Origin of the sequence: Thermosipho ferrireducens (assembly GCF_017358165.1) — a bacterium.
Classification (GTDB): domain Bacteria; phylum Thermotogota; class Thermotogae; order Thermotogales; family Fervidobacteriaceae; genus Thermosipho_B; species Thermosipho_B ferrireducens.
The window spans coordinates 100,729-119,474 of record NZ_CP071446.1 but is presented as its reverse complement, the minus strand read 5'-3'; the positions used below and the strand labels follow the sequence as shown (position 1 = coordinate 119,474).

Below are 18,746 nucleotides of genomic sequence, written 5' to 3'. Positions count from 1 at the left end.
GCTGGATGAACCAGCGATTTGGCTGTCATATCTCCTATTATAGGTAACGAATAAAAGCTAACAGAGGAATGATAATTTTTGGTGGTTTTCCGTATTTAGGGTGTCGCATAGGAAGTTCGTGGGCAATCCGAAGTGATACTTTATTTATTTGTTTGTTTGTTTTCCATCTACATTATCAACGGCATCCCATATCCATACTCCTTGTTCATCTTTTTTTACAAACAATGCTACATGGTCTATTACTCCATCATTTTCTAAATCGTAAAATATCAGATCACCAGGTTCAAGTTCTTGGAACGTTGTTTCTTTCGTATTATACTTAAACAAAACGTCTGCTGAGACATCAAAGGTCATTTTTTTAATTAAGGTCATTTTTTTAATTTAGGTAATTATTTATGGAACACTTTCCATAAAAGAGATAAAATGGGATTGAAAAGAGTTAAAATATAAAAACGATATTTTTTTAAAATAACAGGTGGGGATTTGTATGTCGAAGACAAAATATCTTTTTTATTTCATAATATTCTTTTTTTTATTTTTACTGCCAGGTTGTGTTTTGAATTTTGCATTTGAAAGTAATACTTCAAATGTTATTTATGAAATTTTCGTGCGTTCTTTTTATGATTCTAATGGGGATGGTATAGGCGACTTTTCAGGAATTGCAAGGAAAGTTGATTATCTTGTGGAACTTGGAATTGATGCAGTGTGGTTGATGCCTTTTAATGAAGCAATTTCTTATCATGGTTATGATGTGGTGGATTATTATACAGTTGAAAAAGATTATGGAACAATGGAAGATTTTGAAAAAATGATCGGAATTTTACATGAAAACGGAATAAAGATCATAATGGATTTAGTAATAAATCATACATCTGATAAACATCCCTGGTTTTTAGATGCTATAGAAAATTTAGATTCTTCTCCGTACTGGAATTGGTATTTTATGAGCCTTGAAGATCATTCCGGGAAAGCCAATTGGCATTACAAGTTTAACAGCAAAGGGCAAAAGGTATGGTATTTTGGTTTATTTGGACCTTCGATGCCCGATTTAAATCATGATAACCCCTATTTGAGAAACGAGATTAAAAAGATAGTTAAATTCTGGTTGAATAAAGGAATTGATGGATTTAGATTGGATGCTGCCAAGCATATTTACGGATGGACCTGGGATGATGGAATAGAGCAGAGTGCAGAATATTGGAAATGGTTCAGGAATTACGTTTTTTCCATAAAAAAAGATGCAGGTTTAGTTGGTGAAGTTTTTTCAGGGGATGCTCTACAGCTTGAAAAATTTCCAATCCCTGTGTTTAATTTTGTTTTTAGAAATATGGTTGTTTCCAATTATGAGGGTGCGGATAGTTTATTGAAAATGAGTTTAAGCTGGACAAATGGAAGAAATAATGTACCTTTCCTTGGAAATCATGACTTAAATAGGATATTAAGCGTATTCCAGGAGTATTATAAAGATTTTGATAAACCAGATGATTCTTTGAAACAATCTGCATTGTGGCATACACTCCTTTTGACAATAAGTGGAACTCCGGTTTTATATTACGGCGATGAACTTGGCACACCAGGTTTCAAATGGTTTGGCCCTGTGTATGATGAACCATTACGAGAACCTTTTCAATGGTATGCGTCTGGCACAGGCAAAGGTCAAACAAAGTGGACAAAGTGGCTGTATTCTGATAAAAAAATTTCATTTGGAAATGCAAATGTAGATGGCTGTATTTATGATGATCCATATGATGGAGTTTCTGTTGAGGAGCAAGAAAGTGAAACTTATAGTATGTTGAATTATATAAAAACTTTAATCAATTTGCGAAAAAGGTATAAGGCTTTTTCAATAGGTGATATGGAAATAATAGCTGATAAGAAAAATTTGATCGTATATAGGAGAATTTTTGAAAATGAAAAATTTCTGGTTGTTATAAATCCTTCCAGTACAAGTGCTGAATATTTTGAATTTCCAGTAGGTTCATCCCTCGTTTTTAAAGCAACCTTGCAGAATTTCACCTGGGAAGAATTACGTGAAGAAATTAGTGGAATCAAACTGGTTAATCCACGAGAAGTTATAATCATACGTTTGAAATGAAGAGTGAATTGGAACGTTCCATAATGGATTTAAAAATAATTTATTTGTTTTTGATAAAATTGCTAAGTGGAAGTAATTCCAATAGGTTTGTAATTAATTAAAATTAATTTTTCATTACTGAGGAGGGAGGTAGGTATTATGAAAAAAGGTTTACTTATTACTTTTGCGCTTTTAGCTCTTGTTTTTGTTCTTTTTGGATGTTTTAATGTTGTACCACCAGTAACACCGGGTATAGCTTTTGAGGTGCTTTTACCAGATACAACTGAAGCTACGCAAATATTTGTTGTTGGTAGTATGAATGGATGGAATAAGGCAAATCCATGGATAACTCTTAACGTTGTGGAAAAAGATGGGAAAAAGTATGCAGTTGGAGAAGTTCCGGTAGGCTCAGATATTCTTCCCGCTGCATCGGTCACAGGTGGGGCAGAATTTGAATACAAATATTTAGCGGGAAAAGATTGGGCTTATGTTGAAAAACAAGCAGATGGTTCGAATGATATTGCCAATCGTTTTATGTATGTGGACGAATTTTCAAAGATATTTATAAAGGATGCTGTATTGAACTGGGCTGGAGCAGCACCTACAGCACCTGCAACTTCAGCAATAACAGTAAAGTTTGTTGCATACGTTCCTTCAACTACGCCAGATGGTTCTATAGTACAGTTGGCTGGAAGTATGAACGGATGGAATGGGGAAGATATGACAAAAGAAGGAGATGTGTGGACTATAACAAAGCAACTGGAAGCAAATACTTATTATGAATTTAAACTCAGATTGGGGAGCGACTGGAGCTATCCTGAAGGAAATAAAGATGGAGGATACAGAGGAAACAGAGGATTGATTTTGAGTAATGATGCTACAGTTACTATAAAAGTGTTGTCCTGGGAAAATATGTGAGAAGTTTTTTGGTTTTATAAACAGGGGGACCATAATGGTCCCCTTGTTGTTGGAATTTTCTGGAGGTGATAGTTTTGAAACGGTTTTGGTTGATCTTTGTCTTATTGCCTGTATTAATTGTGTTATTTGCCGGTTGTATGAATATTTTAAATCTTACTCTTCCAGAGGGAATTTATCTTGCGGGAGACTGGAATAATTGGACTCCTACCGAGAATGATAAAATGACCTATAAAGATAATTATTATACTTTTGAACTTCCTGTAGCCTCATTAACATTTGAGCCTGGATCTTCGGGAAACATAGGGTGGTATAAACTTATTTACAAAGATTCTTCAGGTTCAAAAATATCGTCTGGAATTCCAATCTGGAAAGAAAATCTTGGAACAGCGACAAAAGTTACAATCTATGCAAGTCCTATTCTTATGAGAGATGGACTTGCAATAGGTGTTGGTGATACAGAAAAAGCATCAGGAACGTGGTATATTGCAGGGGATTTTAATGATTGGGCTCATGAAGCAATGACATTTCAGGCTGGGAAATTTGTTTACACGGTGGAATATTACATTTCAGAAAGTAAAGACCCTATAAAGTATAAAATAGCAAGAGGTACAAACTGGTTACCATATGAAGAACAGTTTGACGGGAAAAATTATAATGCAAGAGAAAAACAGGATGGAGTATTTTTACCAACTGTTTCTGGTACAGTAACCCTTGTATTTGAATATGATCCAGAGTTTAGTATTTTAACCGTTAAAAGCGAGTGAGGTGGTAATGTGAAAAAGTTTTTGCTTTTTTCGATTTTTTTGGTCTCTTTAACTGTTATGGCATCGTTTTCGCCGAGCTTTTCGTTGAAAGTTACTTTTACACTGGATTATACCAATGATTATCCGGTGATTACACCTGTTTATTATTGGACGAATGAATTCTGGATTAGTGGAAACATATTCGAAAAAGATTATGATCTATCTTTTTCTTTAAAAGACAACCAAATAAATTCTGCAAAAATAGCAATAAGTCAGTACGACTCAAAAATAACAATTTTTAAAAACCAAAAGGAGGGTTCAACTGGTGATTGGTTGTCTTTATATATTATAGATTATCCTTATGTAGATTCTGGACAGGATGGAGTGTATTTTAATTATTCGGGTTTAAATGTTGTTCTTTTTAATACGCTGGATTTACGTTATTTGCAGTTTAGAGGTTCATCTTTTAGCACTTTTTTTGGTAAAAGAGGAAGTCTCTGGGACTTTTATCTGGACTATTATTTAAAATTTTCAAATTTTAATGTTATTGGCGAAGTGGTTCAGACAGGGATTTTAAGCGATTTTTCAAATCTTTCTATTGAAAAAATGGTATTTCTTGGAGGCATTGTGGAGAAAAATTGGAATAGTGGAATAAAATATGTGTTTTTTGGGAATAATGTTGAAATGCCATATTCCCCTACAAGTTTTGAAAGTTCTCATAACCTTGATATATGGTCAAAGATGGGAAATTTTACTGTAGCTTTGAAACCACATTTTGATATAGACACAATTGTGGATGATTTTATAAAAAGAACAGAAATATTTGTTGATTTTTCTAATGACAGCATTTTTATAAATTTGTTTAAAAAGGGAATAGAATTTGACGACATTGCGAATCCAACTACATGGGGCGAATTTTCAGTAACTTTTGGAACCAATTATTCTCTTTTTGGGTTTAATGGCAAACTTTCATATACTTTTGGAAACCCTGCACATAACACTGTAAGAACAATAGGAGATGTGTATTATTTAGAGCTTTCAAAGTCAATAGGAAATATTACATTATTTACAAAGTTTCAACGTATAGTGGGTTATTATGAAACAAGAAATACGTTTTATGGAGAGTTGAAGTTTACAGGATTTTCCAGTGGAGAGTTGATAGTTAAAGTGGGGAATGACGATTTTTATAATGTCAATAATTTCAAGAAGGTAGTAAATATTGAGTTTAATACCTGGTGGTAATAGGAGGTGCTTGTGAATGAGAAAAATTATAGTGCTTTTTTCTTTATTATTTGTGCTTTTAATAAATGGTTTTTCGGCAGTTACCTATGAAAATGGATTTGTTGTATTTACGTTTCAATCTGACGGTGATGTGGTATATCTTGCAGGGAATTTTAATAATTGGAACTCCAGTGCACTTCCCATGGAAAAAATTAATGGAATCTGGACTGTAAAGTTACAATTGGAGCCGGGAACTTACCAGTACAAGTACGTTATTAATGGAACTGATTGGAAAGAAGATCCTAAAGCTCCTTCTTACGTAGATGATGGTTTTGGTGGGAAGAACGGTGCATTTATTTTAACAGAAGATGGGAAAATACTACCAGTTGAAAACGGTGTTATAGATGAATCGTCACAGAAAAAGGCGACATATGAAGTTAACAAAAATCGGGAAGACACAATATTTGTCGATGAGGAAGGGTTTGTAGTTCTTCGATACTACAACCCTGAGGCGGAATATGTAACTATAGCCGGGGATTTCAATGGTTGGGATTCTGAAGCGGCAGAGCTTTATGATATGGGAGATGGCTGGTGGGAAGCTATTCTTGAACTTGAACCGGGTATTTATGAGTATAAATTCGTTGTAAACGGGGAAGAATGGATTACAGATCCAAATGCCTTTGCATTTGTTGATGACGGATTCGGTGGGAAAAACGGAGTATTTGAAGTTGTAGAACAAGATGGAAAACTTTATGTAACTGTGCCGGGAACTTCAGGAAAAGAAGAAAAGAAAAAAGAATTGTCATTAAGCCCTGGACTTAACGTAGTTGATGGCAAAGTGTATTTTGTAGTAAAAAAGGAAGGGGTAGAAGCAGCGTATCTTGCCGGAAGTTTTAACAGCTGGAACCCAACTGATATTAAAATGAGTCTTGAAAATGGATATTGGGTAGCCTCTTTGAATTTATCGCCTGGAACATACGAGTATAAATACGTGTTCATTGTCGCGGGAAATCAGGTCTGGCAGGAAGATCCGAACGCCCCAGGATATAAACCAGACGGTTTTGGTGGCAAAAATGGGGTTTTTAAGCTGGTTAACGAGGATGGAAAACTTTCTATAGAAGAAGTTCAGGAAACATCTGGGGGGTTGCCTGTAAAAGGTGAATACACATTCGAGCATAGCTTTAAATATGACTCAAACAAAATTCTTACAGGTTCTTCTGTTTCACACGCGTTATATCTTGAATTTGTTCCTAACGAGGAAGTGGATGTAAGCATTAAATATAGTGGAGCGAATATAAATTACGGTATAGTGGATTTTAAAGGGCAAATGTATGAGTTTCTGGCACATTATAACAAGTCTGTAGATTTGCCGATGGATGGTTCAAAGTCTGGAATAATTTTAAAAGTACCTTTATCAGATTTCAATATTTACGTTGGTGCTGGCTATTCTTCAGCTTATTTACCGTATTTTGTCGGTTTTGGGTACAAAAATTTTGCAGTTTATTATGCGGATAAGTATTTCGATGTATTGAGTAAAAGTATTGTTGGTAAAATAGACTTTGAAATAGGAATTGATTTACAGACTGTCTTTGGTTATCACATTGATTCTGGAAAATACTATGCAAGCATTCAGGCTTCATCAACTAATTGGTCAATAAATTCATCTTATAATGGGGAAGATATGGAATTGAATTTTACATATAGTGGTGTGAGTCTTCACACAGAATATAATTTGCAATACCTGACATATGTTTTTGGTGGAGAGTTAGTTATTGGTGATTATTATGGGGTTGGTGTTGAATATTCAAAAACAACGCTGCTTGATAAAGTGGCATTTTATGGAAAATATTATGGAGACGATGTGGAATTTACCCTGAAAACTCGAATTGAAAATATTTCAGATATTCAAAACAATCTCTATTTTGATATTATAGGAACAGTGCGATTTTAATAAAAAGGGCACCTTGTGTGCCCTTTACTTATGAAAATTATTTTTTTATCTGTAATATTTGAGCTTGTTGAAATAATTTAATGTCTTCTGCATTTTCATTTAAAAAGTATTGATATTTTCCTTTCGACTTTACACGAGTTATTGAAGGGATTTTTTTCAAGATATTGGAAAGTTTTTGAGGGGTTATTGAATAGTTATATTTTTTAAGATTTTCTGCTATTTCAAACGCGTAAAGTTGTCTGTTTGCATTCTTAAGTATTTCAACGATAACATTTTCAATGGACTCTAACTCTGTTGATTCTTTGTCTTTTCTCCTGGAAAGTAATTCTTCTGAAACTTCTACAATGTTTCCTGTGATGTCTACCGCGGGAACTCCGGCTTTTATTAATTCTAAATTTTCATTATTTTCATCTGGTCCTGGTAATCTAACGTATATTTGATATTCGTTGTTCATTAAAATATTTAAAATACTTTCTTTTATCCCATCGTTTTTTGCAGAGTCTACTATGTAAGTTTTTTCTGCAAGGGAATGTATATATTCATTTCGTTTCACTATATCATAAACATTGTTTGCTGAATGTTTTTTAGAGAAGGCGCTTAAAATCAAAACTTTTCCTTCTTTATATTTTTTAAGATATTCTATTGGAAAGGTAAAAAAGGTAATTTCTTGATGAGGAATTACAACAACGCTTCCACCTAACTCAAGAGCACTTTCAAAGGCAAAATTATCCATAATTCCTGAGAATCCTAATACTATTGAATAGCCATTTTTTACATATTTTTTTACAATATTCCAGGTAAATTCCATGGATTCTTTACTTGCTTTTTTACTGCTCAGAATTGCCACTGCTTTTTTATTAAGTAAATCTGGATTTCCGCTGTAATATAAAATGGGAGGAAGATTTTCAAACTTTATTTTTTGCTTGAAGTTTTCGGGATAGTGTGTATCAACAACACTTAGTAAAAAAATTTCTCTGCTGTTAAATTCTTTAATTTCGATTGTAGAATCGTGAATTAGTTTTTGGGCTAATACTATTTGTTCAAAATCATTTTCACTAAAGGAGAGTTTTTCACATATGTTTTTTAATTCATGATTTTTCAGGGTTAATATCTGACTTATGCTGATTCCATTACCGAAAGCAAAGAGAATAATTTTATTAATTTTTTCATTGGTTAGTTTAGTCCGGGTTAAGGCAAATATCGCTGCAGTTTCTTTTTTCATACTTATTTCAACTCCTGCATAATATGATTTTTTCATATATTTTTAAAGGAAGTAAAGGAATTTGAAATTTGTTTTATATCTTCTTAATTATATCACTATAAAGTGAATTTTTGCAACAAATTTTTAAGAATGTATTTCAGAAGTTGGCGAGGTTAGCCCCCGCCCATGTCATTCCGAGGAGCGGGCAGGTGAGGAATCTTATAATTAGCAAGGTTGGCGAGTGTTAGCGAGATTGGCGAGAGTTAGTAAAAAAATAAGATCCTTCGTCACTTCGTTCCTCAGGATGACTTCCTTTTTTGTCATTCCGAATCCGAAGGGTGAGGAATCTTGAATTTAGCGAATGTTGGCGAGGTTGGCGAAAAAGAATAAGATTCCTTGCTTCGCTCGGAATGACAGGGATAAAAATCCTTCGCCTTCCCCTCCTCAGGATGACGTCCCCTTTGTCATTGCATTCCTCAGGATGCATCCCTTTTTGTCATTCCGAACCCGAAGGGTGAGGAATCTTAATTTAGCGAGGTTGGCAAGGTTTGTCCTGAGCACGGAGTGCGAAGGATCTTGCGAGGTTAGCGAGAGTTAGTATTTCTTTTTTGTCATTCCGAGGAGCGGGCAGGTGAGGAATCTTATAATGGTGAGAGTTGGGGTGGTTAGTAAAAAAGTTATAAAAAAGTGGATTTTTCGTGATATAATGTTAATGGAACTATTAATATAAATTAAAGGGGAAATGTGGCTATGATACCTCAAGAATTGATTTCAAAAATAAAGTTGCTTGCACCAGGAACGAAATTAAGAAAAGCTGTTGATGATATTGTACTTGCTAACTTTGGGGCGCTGATAGTATTTATTTCTGAGGAAAAAATGAAAGAATACTCCGACATAATTCAGGCAGGTTTTACACTTGATATGCAGTTTTCTCCGGAAAAACTTTATGAACTTGCAAAAATGGATGGAGCCATAATAATTAGCGATGATATTTCCAGAATACTTGGAGCGAATGTTCATCTTGTACCAGATCCAGGAATCCCAACCAGTGAAACGGGAACCCGTCATAGAACGGCTGAAAGATTCGCAAAGCAAACTGGGCAGCTGGTAATAGCGGTTTCTAAACGGCGAAATGTCATAACTCTTTACTATAAGAACTACAAATATATAATCAACGATATAAATTTCCTGATAACCAGAGTGAACCAGGCGTTGAATACTCTTGAAAAATATCGCCAGAATTTTGACAAGATGTTAATACAACTGGACATTCTTGAAATAGAAAACCGTGTAAATCTTGTGGATGTTGTTGATATTCTAAACAAAGGTATAGAGATCCTGAAAATCCAGGATGAGATAGAACCATATGTTATTGAACTTGGTGTTGAAGGAAGGCTCGCATCAATGCAACTTTCTGAAATAATAGTGGATATTGAAGATATATTAACTAATCTTGTTTTAGATTATGCAGCGGAAGAGTTTGAGGATGACAAAAGTGCTGATCGTATTATTGAAACTCTTAAAAATTATAAAGAAAGGCGCCCGATTTCAACAGCAAGATTACTTGGCTATGAAGATATAGCCAATATAAATCAGTTGAATGATTACCATGTTCAATCAAGAGGATATAGGGTATTAAGAAGCATAGCCAAAATACCTATGACCATTTCTCACAACGTGGTTAAGGCTTTTGGTAATATCTTTTCAATAAGTAACGCCGATTTTTCTGCGCTTAAAGAAGTAGAAGGAATAGGTGAAAAAAGAGCTGCAGCAATTATAGATAGTATAAATTCCATGAAATCGAGGGTTACCCAGAAGTAGTGTGATTATTAAATTTCAAACGAAAGGAGGTAGTTAAAATGCTTAACGAGAGAATTGAAAAAGCGCTTAACGAGCAAATTAAAAAAGAGTTAGCTTCATCTTATCTTTACCTTTCTATGGCTGCGTATTTTGATAGTGAAAATCTCTCTGGTTTTGCGCATTGGATGAAATTACAGGCAAAAGAAGAATTAAATCATGCGATGAAACTTTATAATTATGTTTATGAAAGAGGGGGCAAAGTTGAACTTCCAGCTCTGGAAAAACCTAAGAGTGAGTGGGCTTCTCCTCTTGCGGCTTTCGAAGATGCGTATAAGCATGAAAGGTTCATTACTGATTCAATAAACAAATTGTATGAATTATCTCTGGAAGAAAAAGATTATGCAACAGCGAGTATGTTAAAGTGGTTTATAGATGAACAGGTAGAAGAAGAAGCAAATGCAGAAAATATAGTAATAAAACTTAAAAAACTTTCGGGAATTCCACACGGTCTTTATATGCTCGACAAAGAGCTCGGTATGCGAGAATAAAAAATGATGATTTAAAAAGGGCGACTTGTTTCAGTCGCCCTTTTTGTTGTAAAGTTCAAATAAAAATTTAAGGAAGTCTTCTTCGTTGCAATATATAATATATTCTTCAGTTTTTTCATTGTATATATAAGGTAAATTAGGTTCAATTTTGGTTTTTGTTTTCAAAATAATAGCACCTTCTTTTATATTAATTTTTTCTATGTTAACTTTTGAAGCAAGAATTCTCATCCTGGTATATTTTAGCAGGTTTTCTACACTTTGAGGGAGTTCTCCAAAACGATCTTTAAGCTCTTTAGCAAGGTCGTTAATCTCTTCTATAGTTGCTGCAGATGCGATTCTTCTGTAAAGATGCATTCTTTCAACGGGGTCATAAACATAGTTATCAGGAATAACAATACTTCCTTGCATTCCTTCAAGTTCTGTATCTATTTTACTTTTTATAACTCCTCTTCTTTCATTTAACACTTCTTCAAGAATTTCAAAGTAATAATGAAAACCAATGTCGTTTATGAAACCGTGTTGTTCTAAACCGAGAATATTTCCTATACCACGTATTTCCATATCTCTTAACGCAATTTGAAAGCCACTGCCCGGCCCCATAATTTCTTTAATAGCTTTAAGACGCTCAAATGCAACCTGTGAAAGTCTTGGAGAAGGATAAAAGAAATAAGCGAAAGCCCTTTTATTGCTTCTGCCAACTCTTCCCCTTAATTGATACAGCTGAGACAATCCGTATCTATGAGCATCATCTACTATAATCGTATTTGCGTTTGGGATGTCTATTCCATTTTCTATTATAGATGTGCACACAAGAACATCAATTTTTCCGTTATAAAAATTTTCTACGGTTTTCTCCATAGTTCTTTTTGACATTTGTCCGTGTGCAATTCCTATTGAAACTTCCGGCACGATTTTAGAAAGATTTGTGGCAACGCTATCTATATCGTAAACTCTGTTATGAACATAAAGTATTTGCCCTCCTCTATTATGTTCCCTTAATATCGCCTGTCTTACAATTCTTTCATCAAAATTACTTATAAAAACTTGTATTTTTTTCCTTCCAAAAGGTGGAGTTTTTATAACCGACATGTCTTTCAGACCACTCAGTGCCATGTGTAAGGTCCGTGGAATGGGAGTAGCGCTCATTGACAGTACGTTTACGTTTATTCTTGCCTTTTTTAGCGTTTCTTTTTGTTCTACGCCAAATTTTTGTTCCTCATCAATAATAATAAGTCCTAAATCGGCGAATTTCATACTTTTTATTATCCCGTGGGTTCCTATTACAACATCAACTAATCCTCTTTCAGTATCTGTTAATACTTTTTTTCTCTGTTTTGGAGTAAGGGAACTGTCAAATAGTTCAACCCGTAATCCAAACTGACTGAATCTTTTTTTGAAATTTTCATAATGTTGTCTTGCAAGTACAGTTGTGGGCACAAGCATGACCACCTGTTTTCCGCCAATTGTTACCCTGAAAGCGGCTCTCATAGCGACTTCTGTTTTCCCATATCCAGCATCACCTGCTAATAACCTATCCATATTTTTTTCAGAAGATATGTCTTCAAGTACTTCTTCTATAGCTTTTAATTGATCTTCTGTTTCTATATGAGGGAATGTTTTTGCAAATTCTTCTTCAAGTTCAGGATCACCCAGGATTGATAATCCTTTCGTTTTATTTCTTAGCGCGTTAAGCCTTAACAGCTCCTTTACAGTTTTTTCAATCTCTTTTCTTGCTTTTCTAACCCGTTTTTTCCACGTGCTTTTCCTTAGTTTATCTAAAGTAACACTTTCTTTAGTGCCTATATATTTTTGAACCAGATCCAATCTTTCAACTGGCACATATAGAGTGGAATCTTTAAAACTTAAAATTAAATACTCTCGTTCAATATTATTTTTTGAAACTTTTCTTGTCCCGTTGAATTTTGCAATCCCATAATGTTTATGGACAACAATATCTCCAATTTTGAACTCCTCTTCAGATATAACAGGTACAGCGATTTGTTCCTCCCTTTTTGCTTTACTAACTTTTTTTGGAGCTTTTTCTGGTAATTTAAAAGAACCATCAATATGTTTCAGAATATAATGGTATTCAATGCCAGAATTGTTTACGTATTCACGTTTTAACTCCGGCGAAACAATTAGTTCCCTTATTTCTCTCTCTTTTTTTACATATTCTTTTATGACATCTTCTTTATTTGTTATAAGTAGTTTTATATCGTAATCTAATATTGTACCCCGATACTTTTTACCAATCATTGTTTCATGAACAGGTTCTCCAACGTACTCTTTTGCAGGAAGCAACAAAGCCTGTTCAAGTTTTCCCACGCTTTTCTGAGTAAAGGGATCAAATTTTCTGATTTCTTCTATTTCTTCTCCAAACAATTCAAATCTTGTTGGGACTTCATCAGGGCCTATAAAATCAATTATAGAACCCCTGATTGAAAACTGCCCGCCTTCCCTTACATTAAACACACGCTCATATCCTAAAAATGTAAAAAGTTTCTCTGGATTTTTAATATTATCCCCTGGTTTAAAGAAATATATATGTTTTTTAAACTCTTCAGGAGGCATGATATAGCGAGTTAATGCATGAAGGGTTGCTATACCTTTTAGTTTCTTTTGCAGTGCAAGGTATAAAGAATAAATTCTGTGTGATCTCACATACCATGAATTTTCCATCTCTTCGAAGGGGAAAATATCATGTGAAGGAATGTGATAATAATTTTCGAGCTGGCAGTCTTTTTCAGAAGGGACAATTATGATTGTGTTTTCCATTATTTCAACCTTCTATTATAGGTTTCCTGAAATCCATACCACTTTTACGTTGATCTTCTGATTTATAAAAGTAAGTATATATGTCACTTGACAATATGTCAAGTTCAAGCTGTCTGGTGTAAAGTTCAGGGACTATATCCCAATTTCGTTTATTTTTTTCCATATCATTTCGGACCTTTTGTAAAACCTTTTCTTTTAGTGATACTGTAGTGATTATTGGTATAAAGGTCCGTTTTTTTATTTTTGAAAGCAACACCTGTCCTTTTTTTGTAAAGCCAAGGACTCTGAGGTATTGAGGGCCATATTTATTTGAAAGCTCTGCAAATTCTTTTTCAATGTTAAGCATGGTCATCAAAATTAATCTTCTTATGCGTGAGTATGTAAATCTTTTTGCTTTTATACTTTCGATTAGACTTTGTAATGTCCCGCACTCTCTTGAGTATTTAAAGAACCTTAAATCCAACCCTTCGTTAAAGCCGTATATTTTTTCAAAATCTTCTCTTCTCATTTTTCTAAACAATGGTATAACAAAACAGGTAAGGTCTTCCAGAAACACAGGTCCACGTCCATTTGCTATTTCATTTTCTAAAATTTTTAAATTCTTTTCTGGAAGCGTCTGAGATATATCTTTCTTTTCTTTTATTAACCTTCTAATGGCTGTAGCTGATGAGAATTTTCCTTTAAAGGCTGGATCGTTGTAATTTGATCCGATTCTTTTTATAACGTGGTATTTAATTTTGCTTTTATATTTGAATATGGCTCTAATATATTCTATTCCAAGTATATCATTTGATTTTTCCAGTTTTTTGATTTCATCGCTGGAACTGGTTAGGAAATTTTTTAAGGCATATTTTCGCGCATTTGGATACGATAGTCCTTTTTTTAGTTCTTTTTTTAACAACTGTCCAAAACCTTCAGGTTGATTATGAAGAAGGAGTGCTACTTTCTCTAAGAAATTAATATCAGCACTTTCACTTCCAAAAACAATGTCTGTGACGGTGTTTGTTTTGTGTAGCACACCTATAGCACCGTAGGCAAATCCTCCCGCATCCTGTATAGCATAAATTGTTGGAAGTTCAAAGACTATATCAATTCCATGTTTTAGTGCCATTCTTGCACGTGCAAATTTGTTAATTATAGCAGGCTCACCGCGTTGACAAAAATTTCCGCTCATTACTGCAATAGTATAGTCTGGATCTATTAACTCTTTTGCTTTCTGCAAATGATATAAATGGCCATTATGCATGGGATTATATTCAACAATTATTCCTAAAACTTTCATTACTTCTCTCCACCCTTGATTTCATACCATAAAAATGTTGCGTTTATCATCTCTAATAGAAAGTTGTACAAAAACAACGCCCCAACAATATACATTGTCTCTATTCTGTTGCCAAGTTCTCCAAAAAGCTCCAATCCAAGCCAGGTTGGCCCCCTTACAGCCATCTCATACAGTTGTATTCCAAGAGAAATAGAGCTGAATATAAAAGATATCAATATCCACATAAGATAATATTCAGAATGTGTGCGAGAAATAGAATAAATTCCTATCATAATTCCTGATAAAGTTAGTGAAACAGCGGTAAATAAAAAAGTCATAGAAAAATTCATTGTTATTCCTAATAAATCTTCTATGGCAGAAGAAAAGTAAAAAAGAGATACGTATATTGATAAAGTAATTAAACCAAAAACAGTTGTGATTATTCCAAATATGAACATAAGATAAATAGTGGAATTTTTCATTATAATGCCCCCTGACGATTTTTTATGCCTAACCTTTATTTTAACATAAAAAAACAGGGCTGTTTTAGCCCTGTCTGGTGGGTGCGGCAGGGATCGAACCTGCGACCTCTTCCTCGTGAGGGAAGCGCTCTCCCACTGAGCTACGCACCCATAACCACACATAATCATATCACAAAATACGTTTCAAATCAAGGGGAATCGACTAATTAGCGAATGTTGGCGAGGTTAGCGAGATTAGTAAAATAAGATCCTTCGTCACTTCATTCCTCAGGATGACATCCCTCTTGTCATTGCATTCCTCATGATGCCCCCTTTTTTGTCATTCCGAACCCGAAGGGTGAGGAATCTTGAATTTAGCGAGGTTGACCTTCCACCTGTGTCATTCCGAGGAGCAGGCAGGCGAGGAATCTTATAACTGGCGAGATTGGCGAGAGTTGGCGAGGTTAGCGAAGTTGGCAAGATTGGTGAGAGTAGGTTTGGAAAAAAAGACTAATTAGTGTATACTAATTATGTAAAGCAAATTTAAGTGGAGGTGGAATAATGAAAATATCCATATTTGGAGCAGGTCGTGTTGGAACAAGTGTAGCTTTTTCCATATTACACAAGGCTGTAGCGGATGAAATTGTTATAGTTGATATAAATTTAGAAAAGGCTGAAGGAGAAGCCCTTGACTTGTATCATGGTACGCCGTTTTTCAAAAGATGTGATGTAAAAGCGGGAACATCGAGGGATATTAAAAATAGTGATATAGTGATAATAACAGCAGGAGCTGCGCAAAAACCTGGAGAAACAAGATTAGATTTGACGGTCAGAAATGCAAAGATTATGAAGGATATAGCTTCGCAGATTAAAGAATACGCTCCTGATTCGTTAATAATAAATATCACAAATCCCGTTGATGTTTTAACTTATCTTTTGTGGAAAGAAACAGGCTTTGAAAGTGGTAGAGTAATCGGGACCGGTACAATACTTGATACAGCAAGATTTAGATCCCTTGTTGCCAGAAATTGCGACGTATCACCTACCAGTGTTCATGCATATATAATTGGTGAGCATGGAGATTCTGAATTTGTTGTGTGGAGCAACGCGATGATAGGAGGGGTTCAACTTTCAAAGTTTTGTTCTTTTTGTGAAAAGGAAAGTTGTACATCTCTTGAAATTTTGTTTGAAGAAACAAAAAATGCAGCATATAAAATCATTCAGAAAAAGGGAGCAACTAATTACGCAATTGGTGCTGTAACCAGTACATTGGTTGAAAGCATTGTGAAAGATGAAAAACGGGTGTGGACGCCTTCTGTACTTATCGATGATATTTATATAGGATATCCCGCTGTTATAGGAAGAGATGGTGTAAAGAGGATAGTAAAAATAGATTTAGATGAAGAAGAGCAAGGATTATTTGAGCGTTCAAAAAATATTGTCAGAGAATTTGTTTCAAAAATAATATAGTAGTATAATATTAATTATGAAAGGGGTGATGAAAATGAAGAGAGTGATTTTAAGTATCATTTTTGTTGTTTTAACGGTAATGGTGTATGGAATAAAAACAGATATAATTCCTCCACATCCAGAGGGGTTTTTTATTCAGATTAATAGTTTAGGATACTCATTTGGTGAAGCAGAGATTTCAACAATACCATTGGGATGGCCTTTGGGGCTTTATAATGCAACATTCAGGTTGTTTATGGGAAATACCAATGTTATTAACCTGTACGGAATAGTATTTGATCCAGGTCTTATGTCAACTTATGCGGGCGAACCACGATACGGTTGGTTACTGCCATTCAACATAGGTGGGTATCTTCATACAAATATGAATCTTGGCAGGTTAAGTTTAAAATTACATGGAGAAGTTAATGATACAGGTATTTACGTTGCACCTGAACTTTTCTCTGCCAATTATTTTGTTATTCATGGGATCTGGCTAAAAGGCTTTGGAAGTGTAGGTTTTTATGTAAGAGATAATGTTGAGGTATTTGGTGGAGCAGAATCTGGTATTTTATTCAATATATACGTTCAACCGGAATCAACAAGTACGGACTTTCAAACTTATATCGACCAGTTGAGAAATGAGAGTTTATATTCAATGGGCAGGGTTGGATTAAGATGGTATTACGACAATTATTCGGCTGTTGAAATTGGTTATAGGTATAAATTCAAAGAAAGTCCTTTGATGTATCTGCAAGGTTTTACCCCTACTGACTGGATATATAATTTGTTTGGCTTTTTAAACTGGACGTCAGAAGGTGCTGCGACAGATATAAAGATTCCTTTTATAACAACAGACTATTATTTAACGTTTTCCGCGAGGTTTTAATAACTATGAATTATCAGGAGGCGTGGTTTTTAACACGCCTCTTTTTATTATTTCAAGGTATAATTCCCATTCTTTTAATATTTCATCTTTGTTTTTAATAAAGTCATTACTTTTTTTGAAATACTGTTTGGTGTAAGCATCGCCTAAGGCTTGTATCATGAAAATTATCAGTTGAAATAGTTTTTCTTTTGGGAGGTTGTCCTGCAAAGAGAGTTTAGAGAATCTGTGGTACAAATCAGGGATAATTTCCTGAAAAATTTCTGATGATATTTCTTGAATTTTTTGAGAGATTTTTTCAGGAAGTTCCAGGCTTGTTAGTAAAAACTTTGAAAGTATAGGTTTTTTGTAAAGTAATTCTAATTTTTTCAATCCCCACTTGTTTAAAAATTCAAAAAAATCGTAGCTGGATTTTTCCTTTGAAAATTTTTCGTATTCATTTTTTAATTCTTTTATTGCATATTTATACGTTTCAATATAGAGGTTTTCTTTATTTTTGAAATATTTGAAAATCAATCCTTTAGAAACTTTTGCATCTTTTGCAATTACATTAGTAGAAGCCAGTTCATACCCTTTTTTTGCAAATTCTTTTATTGATACGTCTAATATATTTTTAATTTTTTCACTTTTTCCACTCACAGAATTCCTCCTAAAGATAAATATCTTTTTTTCTGAAGATAACATATGAAATAGAGATTAAAATTGAGCATTCTACTATATACAAAAGTAATAATGAAAAATTTAATGAGGTCGTTTTTACTATTTTAGTTGGATCAAAATATGAGTATGGAGTGAAAAATGTTAAGAAATTTAATTTTTCTGTTAGTTTTCCAAGGACTGAGATAGAATACAAAGTAAAAGTTATACCAAGTGCAATGGCGTCTGCCCTTTGCAATTTTCGTTCAATAGTTGATATTAGAAAACTTATCAACCCTATTATAAGGTGTATAAGAAGCGGGGCCAGAGAAAGAAGCCAGAAAAGCTTAAAATCAAAAATTTCGGAAGTATTGAATATGTTGAAGAATATTAAATTTGCAATTATTATAAGACCATCGAATGTTATAATACTTAGAATCAATGTTAAGATTTTTGCTGTAATAATTTTTTCTCTTGTGACAGGTTTTGAAAGAAGAAATTCAGCAGTTTTTTCACTTTCTTCTTTAACAACAATACCTGCCCCAATTTTTGCTCCAAAAACACTGCCTATTAATATAATAATAAATTGTCCCTGGAGAGCGTAATAATGCAAAATATTGGTTATGTCAAGATTTTCCATACCAAACATTTTTAGAAAGAATTTAGGAAGAAATTTTAGTTTTGCCGCAAGAAAACTTCCTTCTTCAGAAGTCATCGATGGAAAAAATGAAGAGTACATTAATTGTAATAATACGAATGCTATTGTCCATAAAATGATGGAAGTTTTAATCTTTTTAAATTCCCATTTTAACATATTCATAA

At 33.9% G+C, this 18,746-nt stretch carries 16 protein-coding genes and 1 tRNA gene; 9 read left to right on the top strand and 8 right to left on the bottom strand.

Annotation, left to right across the window (positions count from 1 at the left end; all coding sequences use genetic code 11):
- Positions 1-144 precede the first annotated feature (144 nt).
- On the bottom strand, positions 145-354 hold the full coding sequence (locus tag JYK00_RS00610; protein ID WP_207566806.1) for an amidase domain-containing protein: 210 nt from the start codon (positions 352-354) through the stop codon (positions 145-147).
- A 133-nt stretch (positions 355-487) separates the two neighbouring features.
- Here JYK00_RS00610 and JYK00_RS00605 point away from each other — a divergent pair, with 133 nt between their 5' ends.
- From JYK00_RS00605 to JYK00_RS00585, 5 genes are all read left to right on the top strand, one after another.
- The gene (locus tag JYK00_RS00605; protein ID WP_207566805.1) at positions 488-2,095 is read left to right on the top strand and encodes an alpha-amylase family glycosyl hydrolase; all 1,608 of its coding nucleotides are present in this window, start codon (positions 488-490) and stop codon (positions 2,093-2,095) included.
- 138 nt (positions 2,096-2,233) lie between these two features.
- Entirely contained in the window at positions 2,234-2,992 is a 759-nt protein-coding gene (locus JYK00_RS00600) for a hypothetical protein (protein ID WP_207566804.1), read from the top strand.
- A 74-nt stretch (positions 2,993-3,066) separates the two neighbouring features.
- On the top strand, positions 3,067-3,756 hold the full coding sequence (locus tag JYK00_RS00595) for a hypothetical protein (protein ID WP_207566803.1): 690 nt from the start codon (positions 3,067-3,069) through the stop codon (positions 3,754-3,756).
- Positions 3,757-3,765: 9 nt separating this feature from the next.
- Positions 3,766-4,977, top strand: coding sequence for a hypothetical protein (locus tag JYK00_RS00590; RefSeq protein WP_207566802.1), 1,212 nt, complete (start codon positions 3,766-3,768; stop codon positions 4,975-4,977).
- 16 nt (positions 4,978-4,993) lie between these two features.
- The gene (locus tag JYK00_RS00585; protein ID WP_207566801.1) at positions 4,994-6,907 is read left to right on the top strand and encodes a glycoside hydrolase family 13; all 1,914 of its coding nucleotides are present in this window, start codon (positions 4,994-4,996) and stop codon (positions 6,905-6,907) included.
- A 37-nt stretch (positions 6,908-6,944) separates the two neighbouring features.
- Here the strand turns inward: JYK00_RS00585 and JYK00_RS00580 are convergent, their stop codons facing one another.
- Positions 6,945-8,129 carry a DNA-processing protein DprA gene (locus JYK00_RS00580; RefSeq protein WP_207566800.1) on the bottom strand — a complete coding sequence of 395 codons (1,185 nt, stop codon included), beginning with the start codon at positions 8,127-8,129 and terminating at the stop codon, positions 6,945-6,947.
- Between the two features lie 729 nt (positions 8,130-8,858).
- Between JYK00_RS00580 and disA the strand changes: the two genes are divergently transcribed.
- A complete protein-coding gene (gene disA / locus JYK00_RS00575; RefSeq protein WP_207566799.1) occupies positions 8,859-9,929 on the top strand; it encodes a DNA integrity scanning diadenylate cyclase DisA in 1,071 nt (356 codons plus the stop codon).
- A 38-nt stretch (positions 9,930-9,967) separates the two neighbouring features.
- Positions 9,968-10,456 carry a ferritin gene (locus JYK00_RS00570; RefSeq protein ID WP_207566798.1) on the top strand — a complete coding sequence of 163 codons (489 nt, stop codon included), beginning with the start codon at positions 9,968-9,970 and terminating at the stop codon, positions 10,454-10,456.
- Between the two features lie 30 nt (positions 10,457-10,486).
- Here the strand turns inward: JYK00_RS00570 and mfd are convergent, their stop codons facing one another.
- The 4 genes from mfd to JYK00_RS00550 form a co-directional block, all read right to left on the bottom strand.
- Complete coding sequence (gene mfd, locus JYK00_RS00565; RefSeq protein ID WP_207566797.1) at positions 10,487-13,231, bottom strand: transcription-repair coupling factor; 2,745 nt, start codon at positions 13,229-13,231, stop codon at positions 10,487-10,489.
- A 4-nt stretch (positions 13,232-13,235) separates the two neighbouring features.
- Positions 13,236-14,513, bottom strand: a complete 1,278-nt coding sequence (locus JYK00_RS00560) for a nucleotidyltransferase (RefSeq protein ID WP_207566796.1) — start codon at positions 14,511-14,513, stop codon at positions 13,236-13,238.
- Positions 14,513-14,974, bottom strand: coding sequence for a hypothetical protein (locus JYK00_RS00555; protein WP_207566795.1), 462 nt, complete (start codon positions 14,972-14,974; stop codon positions 14,513-14,515). The genes JYK00_RS00560 and JYK00_RS00555 overlap by 1 nt, the downstream gene beginning before the upstream one ends.
- A gap of 75 nt (positions 14,975-15,049) precedes the next feature.
- Positions 15,050-15,124, bottom strand: a tRNA-Val gene (locus JYK00_RS00550).
- Positions 15,125-15,514: 390 nt separating this feature from the next.
- Between JYK00_RS00550 and JYK00_RS00545 the strand changes: the two genes are divergently transcribed.
- Both JYK00_RS00545 and JYK00_RS00540 read left to right on the top strand, forming a co-directional pair.
- Positions 15,515-16,423, top strand: a complete 909-nt coding sequence (locus JYK00_RS00545) for an L-lactate dehydrogenase (protein ID WP_207566794.1) — start codon at positions 15,515-15,517, stop codon at positions 16,421-16,423.
- A gap of 34 nt (positions 16,424-16,457) precedes the next feature.
- Positions 16,458-17,291: a hypothetical protein gene (locus tag JYK00_RS00540; RefSeq protein WP_207566793.1), complete on the top strand. Its 834-nt coding sequence runs from the start codon at positions 16,458-16,460 to the stop codon at positions 17,289-17,291.
- Between the two features lie 3 nt (positions 17,292-17,294).
- Here the strand turns inward: JYK00_RS00540 and JYK00_RS00535 are convergent, their stop codons facing one another.
- Together JYK00_RS00535 and JYK00_RS00530 are read right to left on the bottom strand one after the other, a co-directional pair.
- Positions 17,295-17,927: a TetR/AcrR family transcriptional regulator gene (locus JYK00_RS00535; protein ID WP_207566792.1), complete on the bottom strand. Its 633-nt coding sequence runs from the start codon at positions 17,925-17,927 to the stop codon at positions 17,295-17,297.
- A 10-nt stretch (positions 17,928-17,937) separates the two neighbouring features.
- Positions 17,938-18,744, bottom strand: a complete 807-nt coding sequence (locus tag JYK00_RS00530; protein WP_207566791.1) for an ABC transporter permease subunit — start codon at positions 18,742-18,744, stop codon at positions 17,938-17,940.
- Between the last annotated feature and the right edge of the window lie 2 nt (positions 18,745-18,746).

Excerpts from the sequence above, each read along its gene's own strand:
- JYK00_RS00555 (WP_207566795.1), bottom strand. The coding sequence starts at position 14,974 with ATGAAAAATTCCACTATTTATCTTATGTTCATATTTGGAATAATCACA.
- JYK00_RS00600 (WP_207566804.1), top strand. The coding sequence starts at position 2,234 with ATGAAAAAAGGTTTACTTATTACTTTTGCGCTTTTAGCTCTTGTTTTT.
- disA (WP_207566799.1), top strand. The coding sequence starts at position 8,859 with ATGATACCTCAAGAATTGATTTCAAAAATAAAGTTGCTTGCACCAGGA.
- JYK00_RS00585 (WP_207566801.1), top strand. The coding sequence starts at position 4,994 with ATGAGAAAAATTATAGTGCTTTTTTCTTTATTATTTGTGCTTTTAATA.
- JYK00_RS00570 (WP_207566798.1), top strand. The coding sequence starts at position 9,968 with ATGCTTAACGAGAGAATTGAAAAAGCGCTTAACGAGCAAATTAAAAAA.
- JYK00_RS00530 (WP_207566791.1), bottom strand. The coding sequence starts at position 18,744 with ATGAATATGTTAAAATGGGAATTTAAAAAGATTAAAACTTCCATCATT.
- JYK00_RS00560 (WP_207566796.1), bottom strand. The coding sequence starts at position 14,513 with ATGAAAGTTTTAGGAATAATTGTTGAATATAATCCCATGCATAATGGC.
- JYK00_RS00610 (WP_207566806.1), bottom strand. The coding sequence starts at position 354 with ATGACCTTTGATGTCTCAGCAGACGTTTTGTTTAAGTATAATACGAAA.
- JYK00_RS00540 (WP_207566793.1), top strand. The coding sequence starts at position 16,458 with ATGAAGAGAGTGATTTTAAGTATCATTTTTGTTGTTTTAACGGTAATG.
- mfd (WP_207566797.1), bottom strand. The coding sequence starts at position 13,231 with ATGGAAAACACAATCATAATTGTCCCTTCTGAAAAAGACTGCCAGCTC.
- JYK00_RS00545 (WP_207566794.1), top strand. The coding sequence starts at position 15,515 with ATGAAAATATCCATATTTGGAGCAGGTCGTGTTGGAACAAGTGTAGCT.
- JYK00_RS00580 (WP_207566800.1), bottom strand. The coding sequence starts at position 8,129 with ATGAAAAAAGAAACTGCAGCGATATTTGCCTTAACCCGGACTAAACTA.
- JYK00_RS00605 (WP_207566805.1), top strand. The coding sequence starts at position 488 with ATGTCGAAGACAAAATATCTTTTTTATTTCATAATATTCTTTTTTTTA.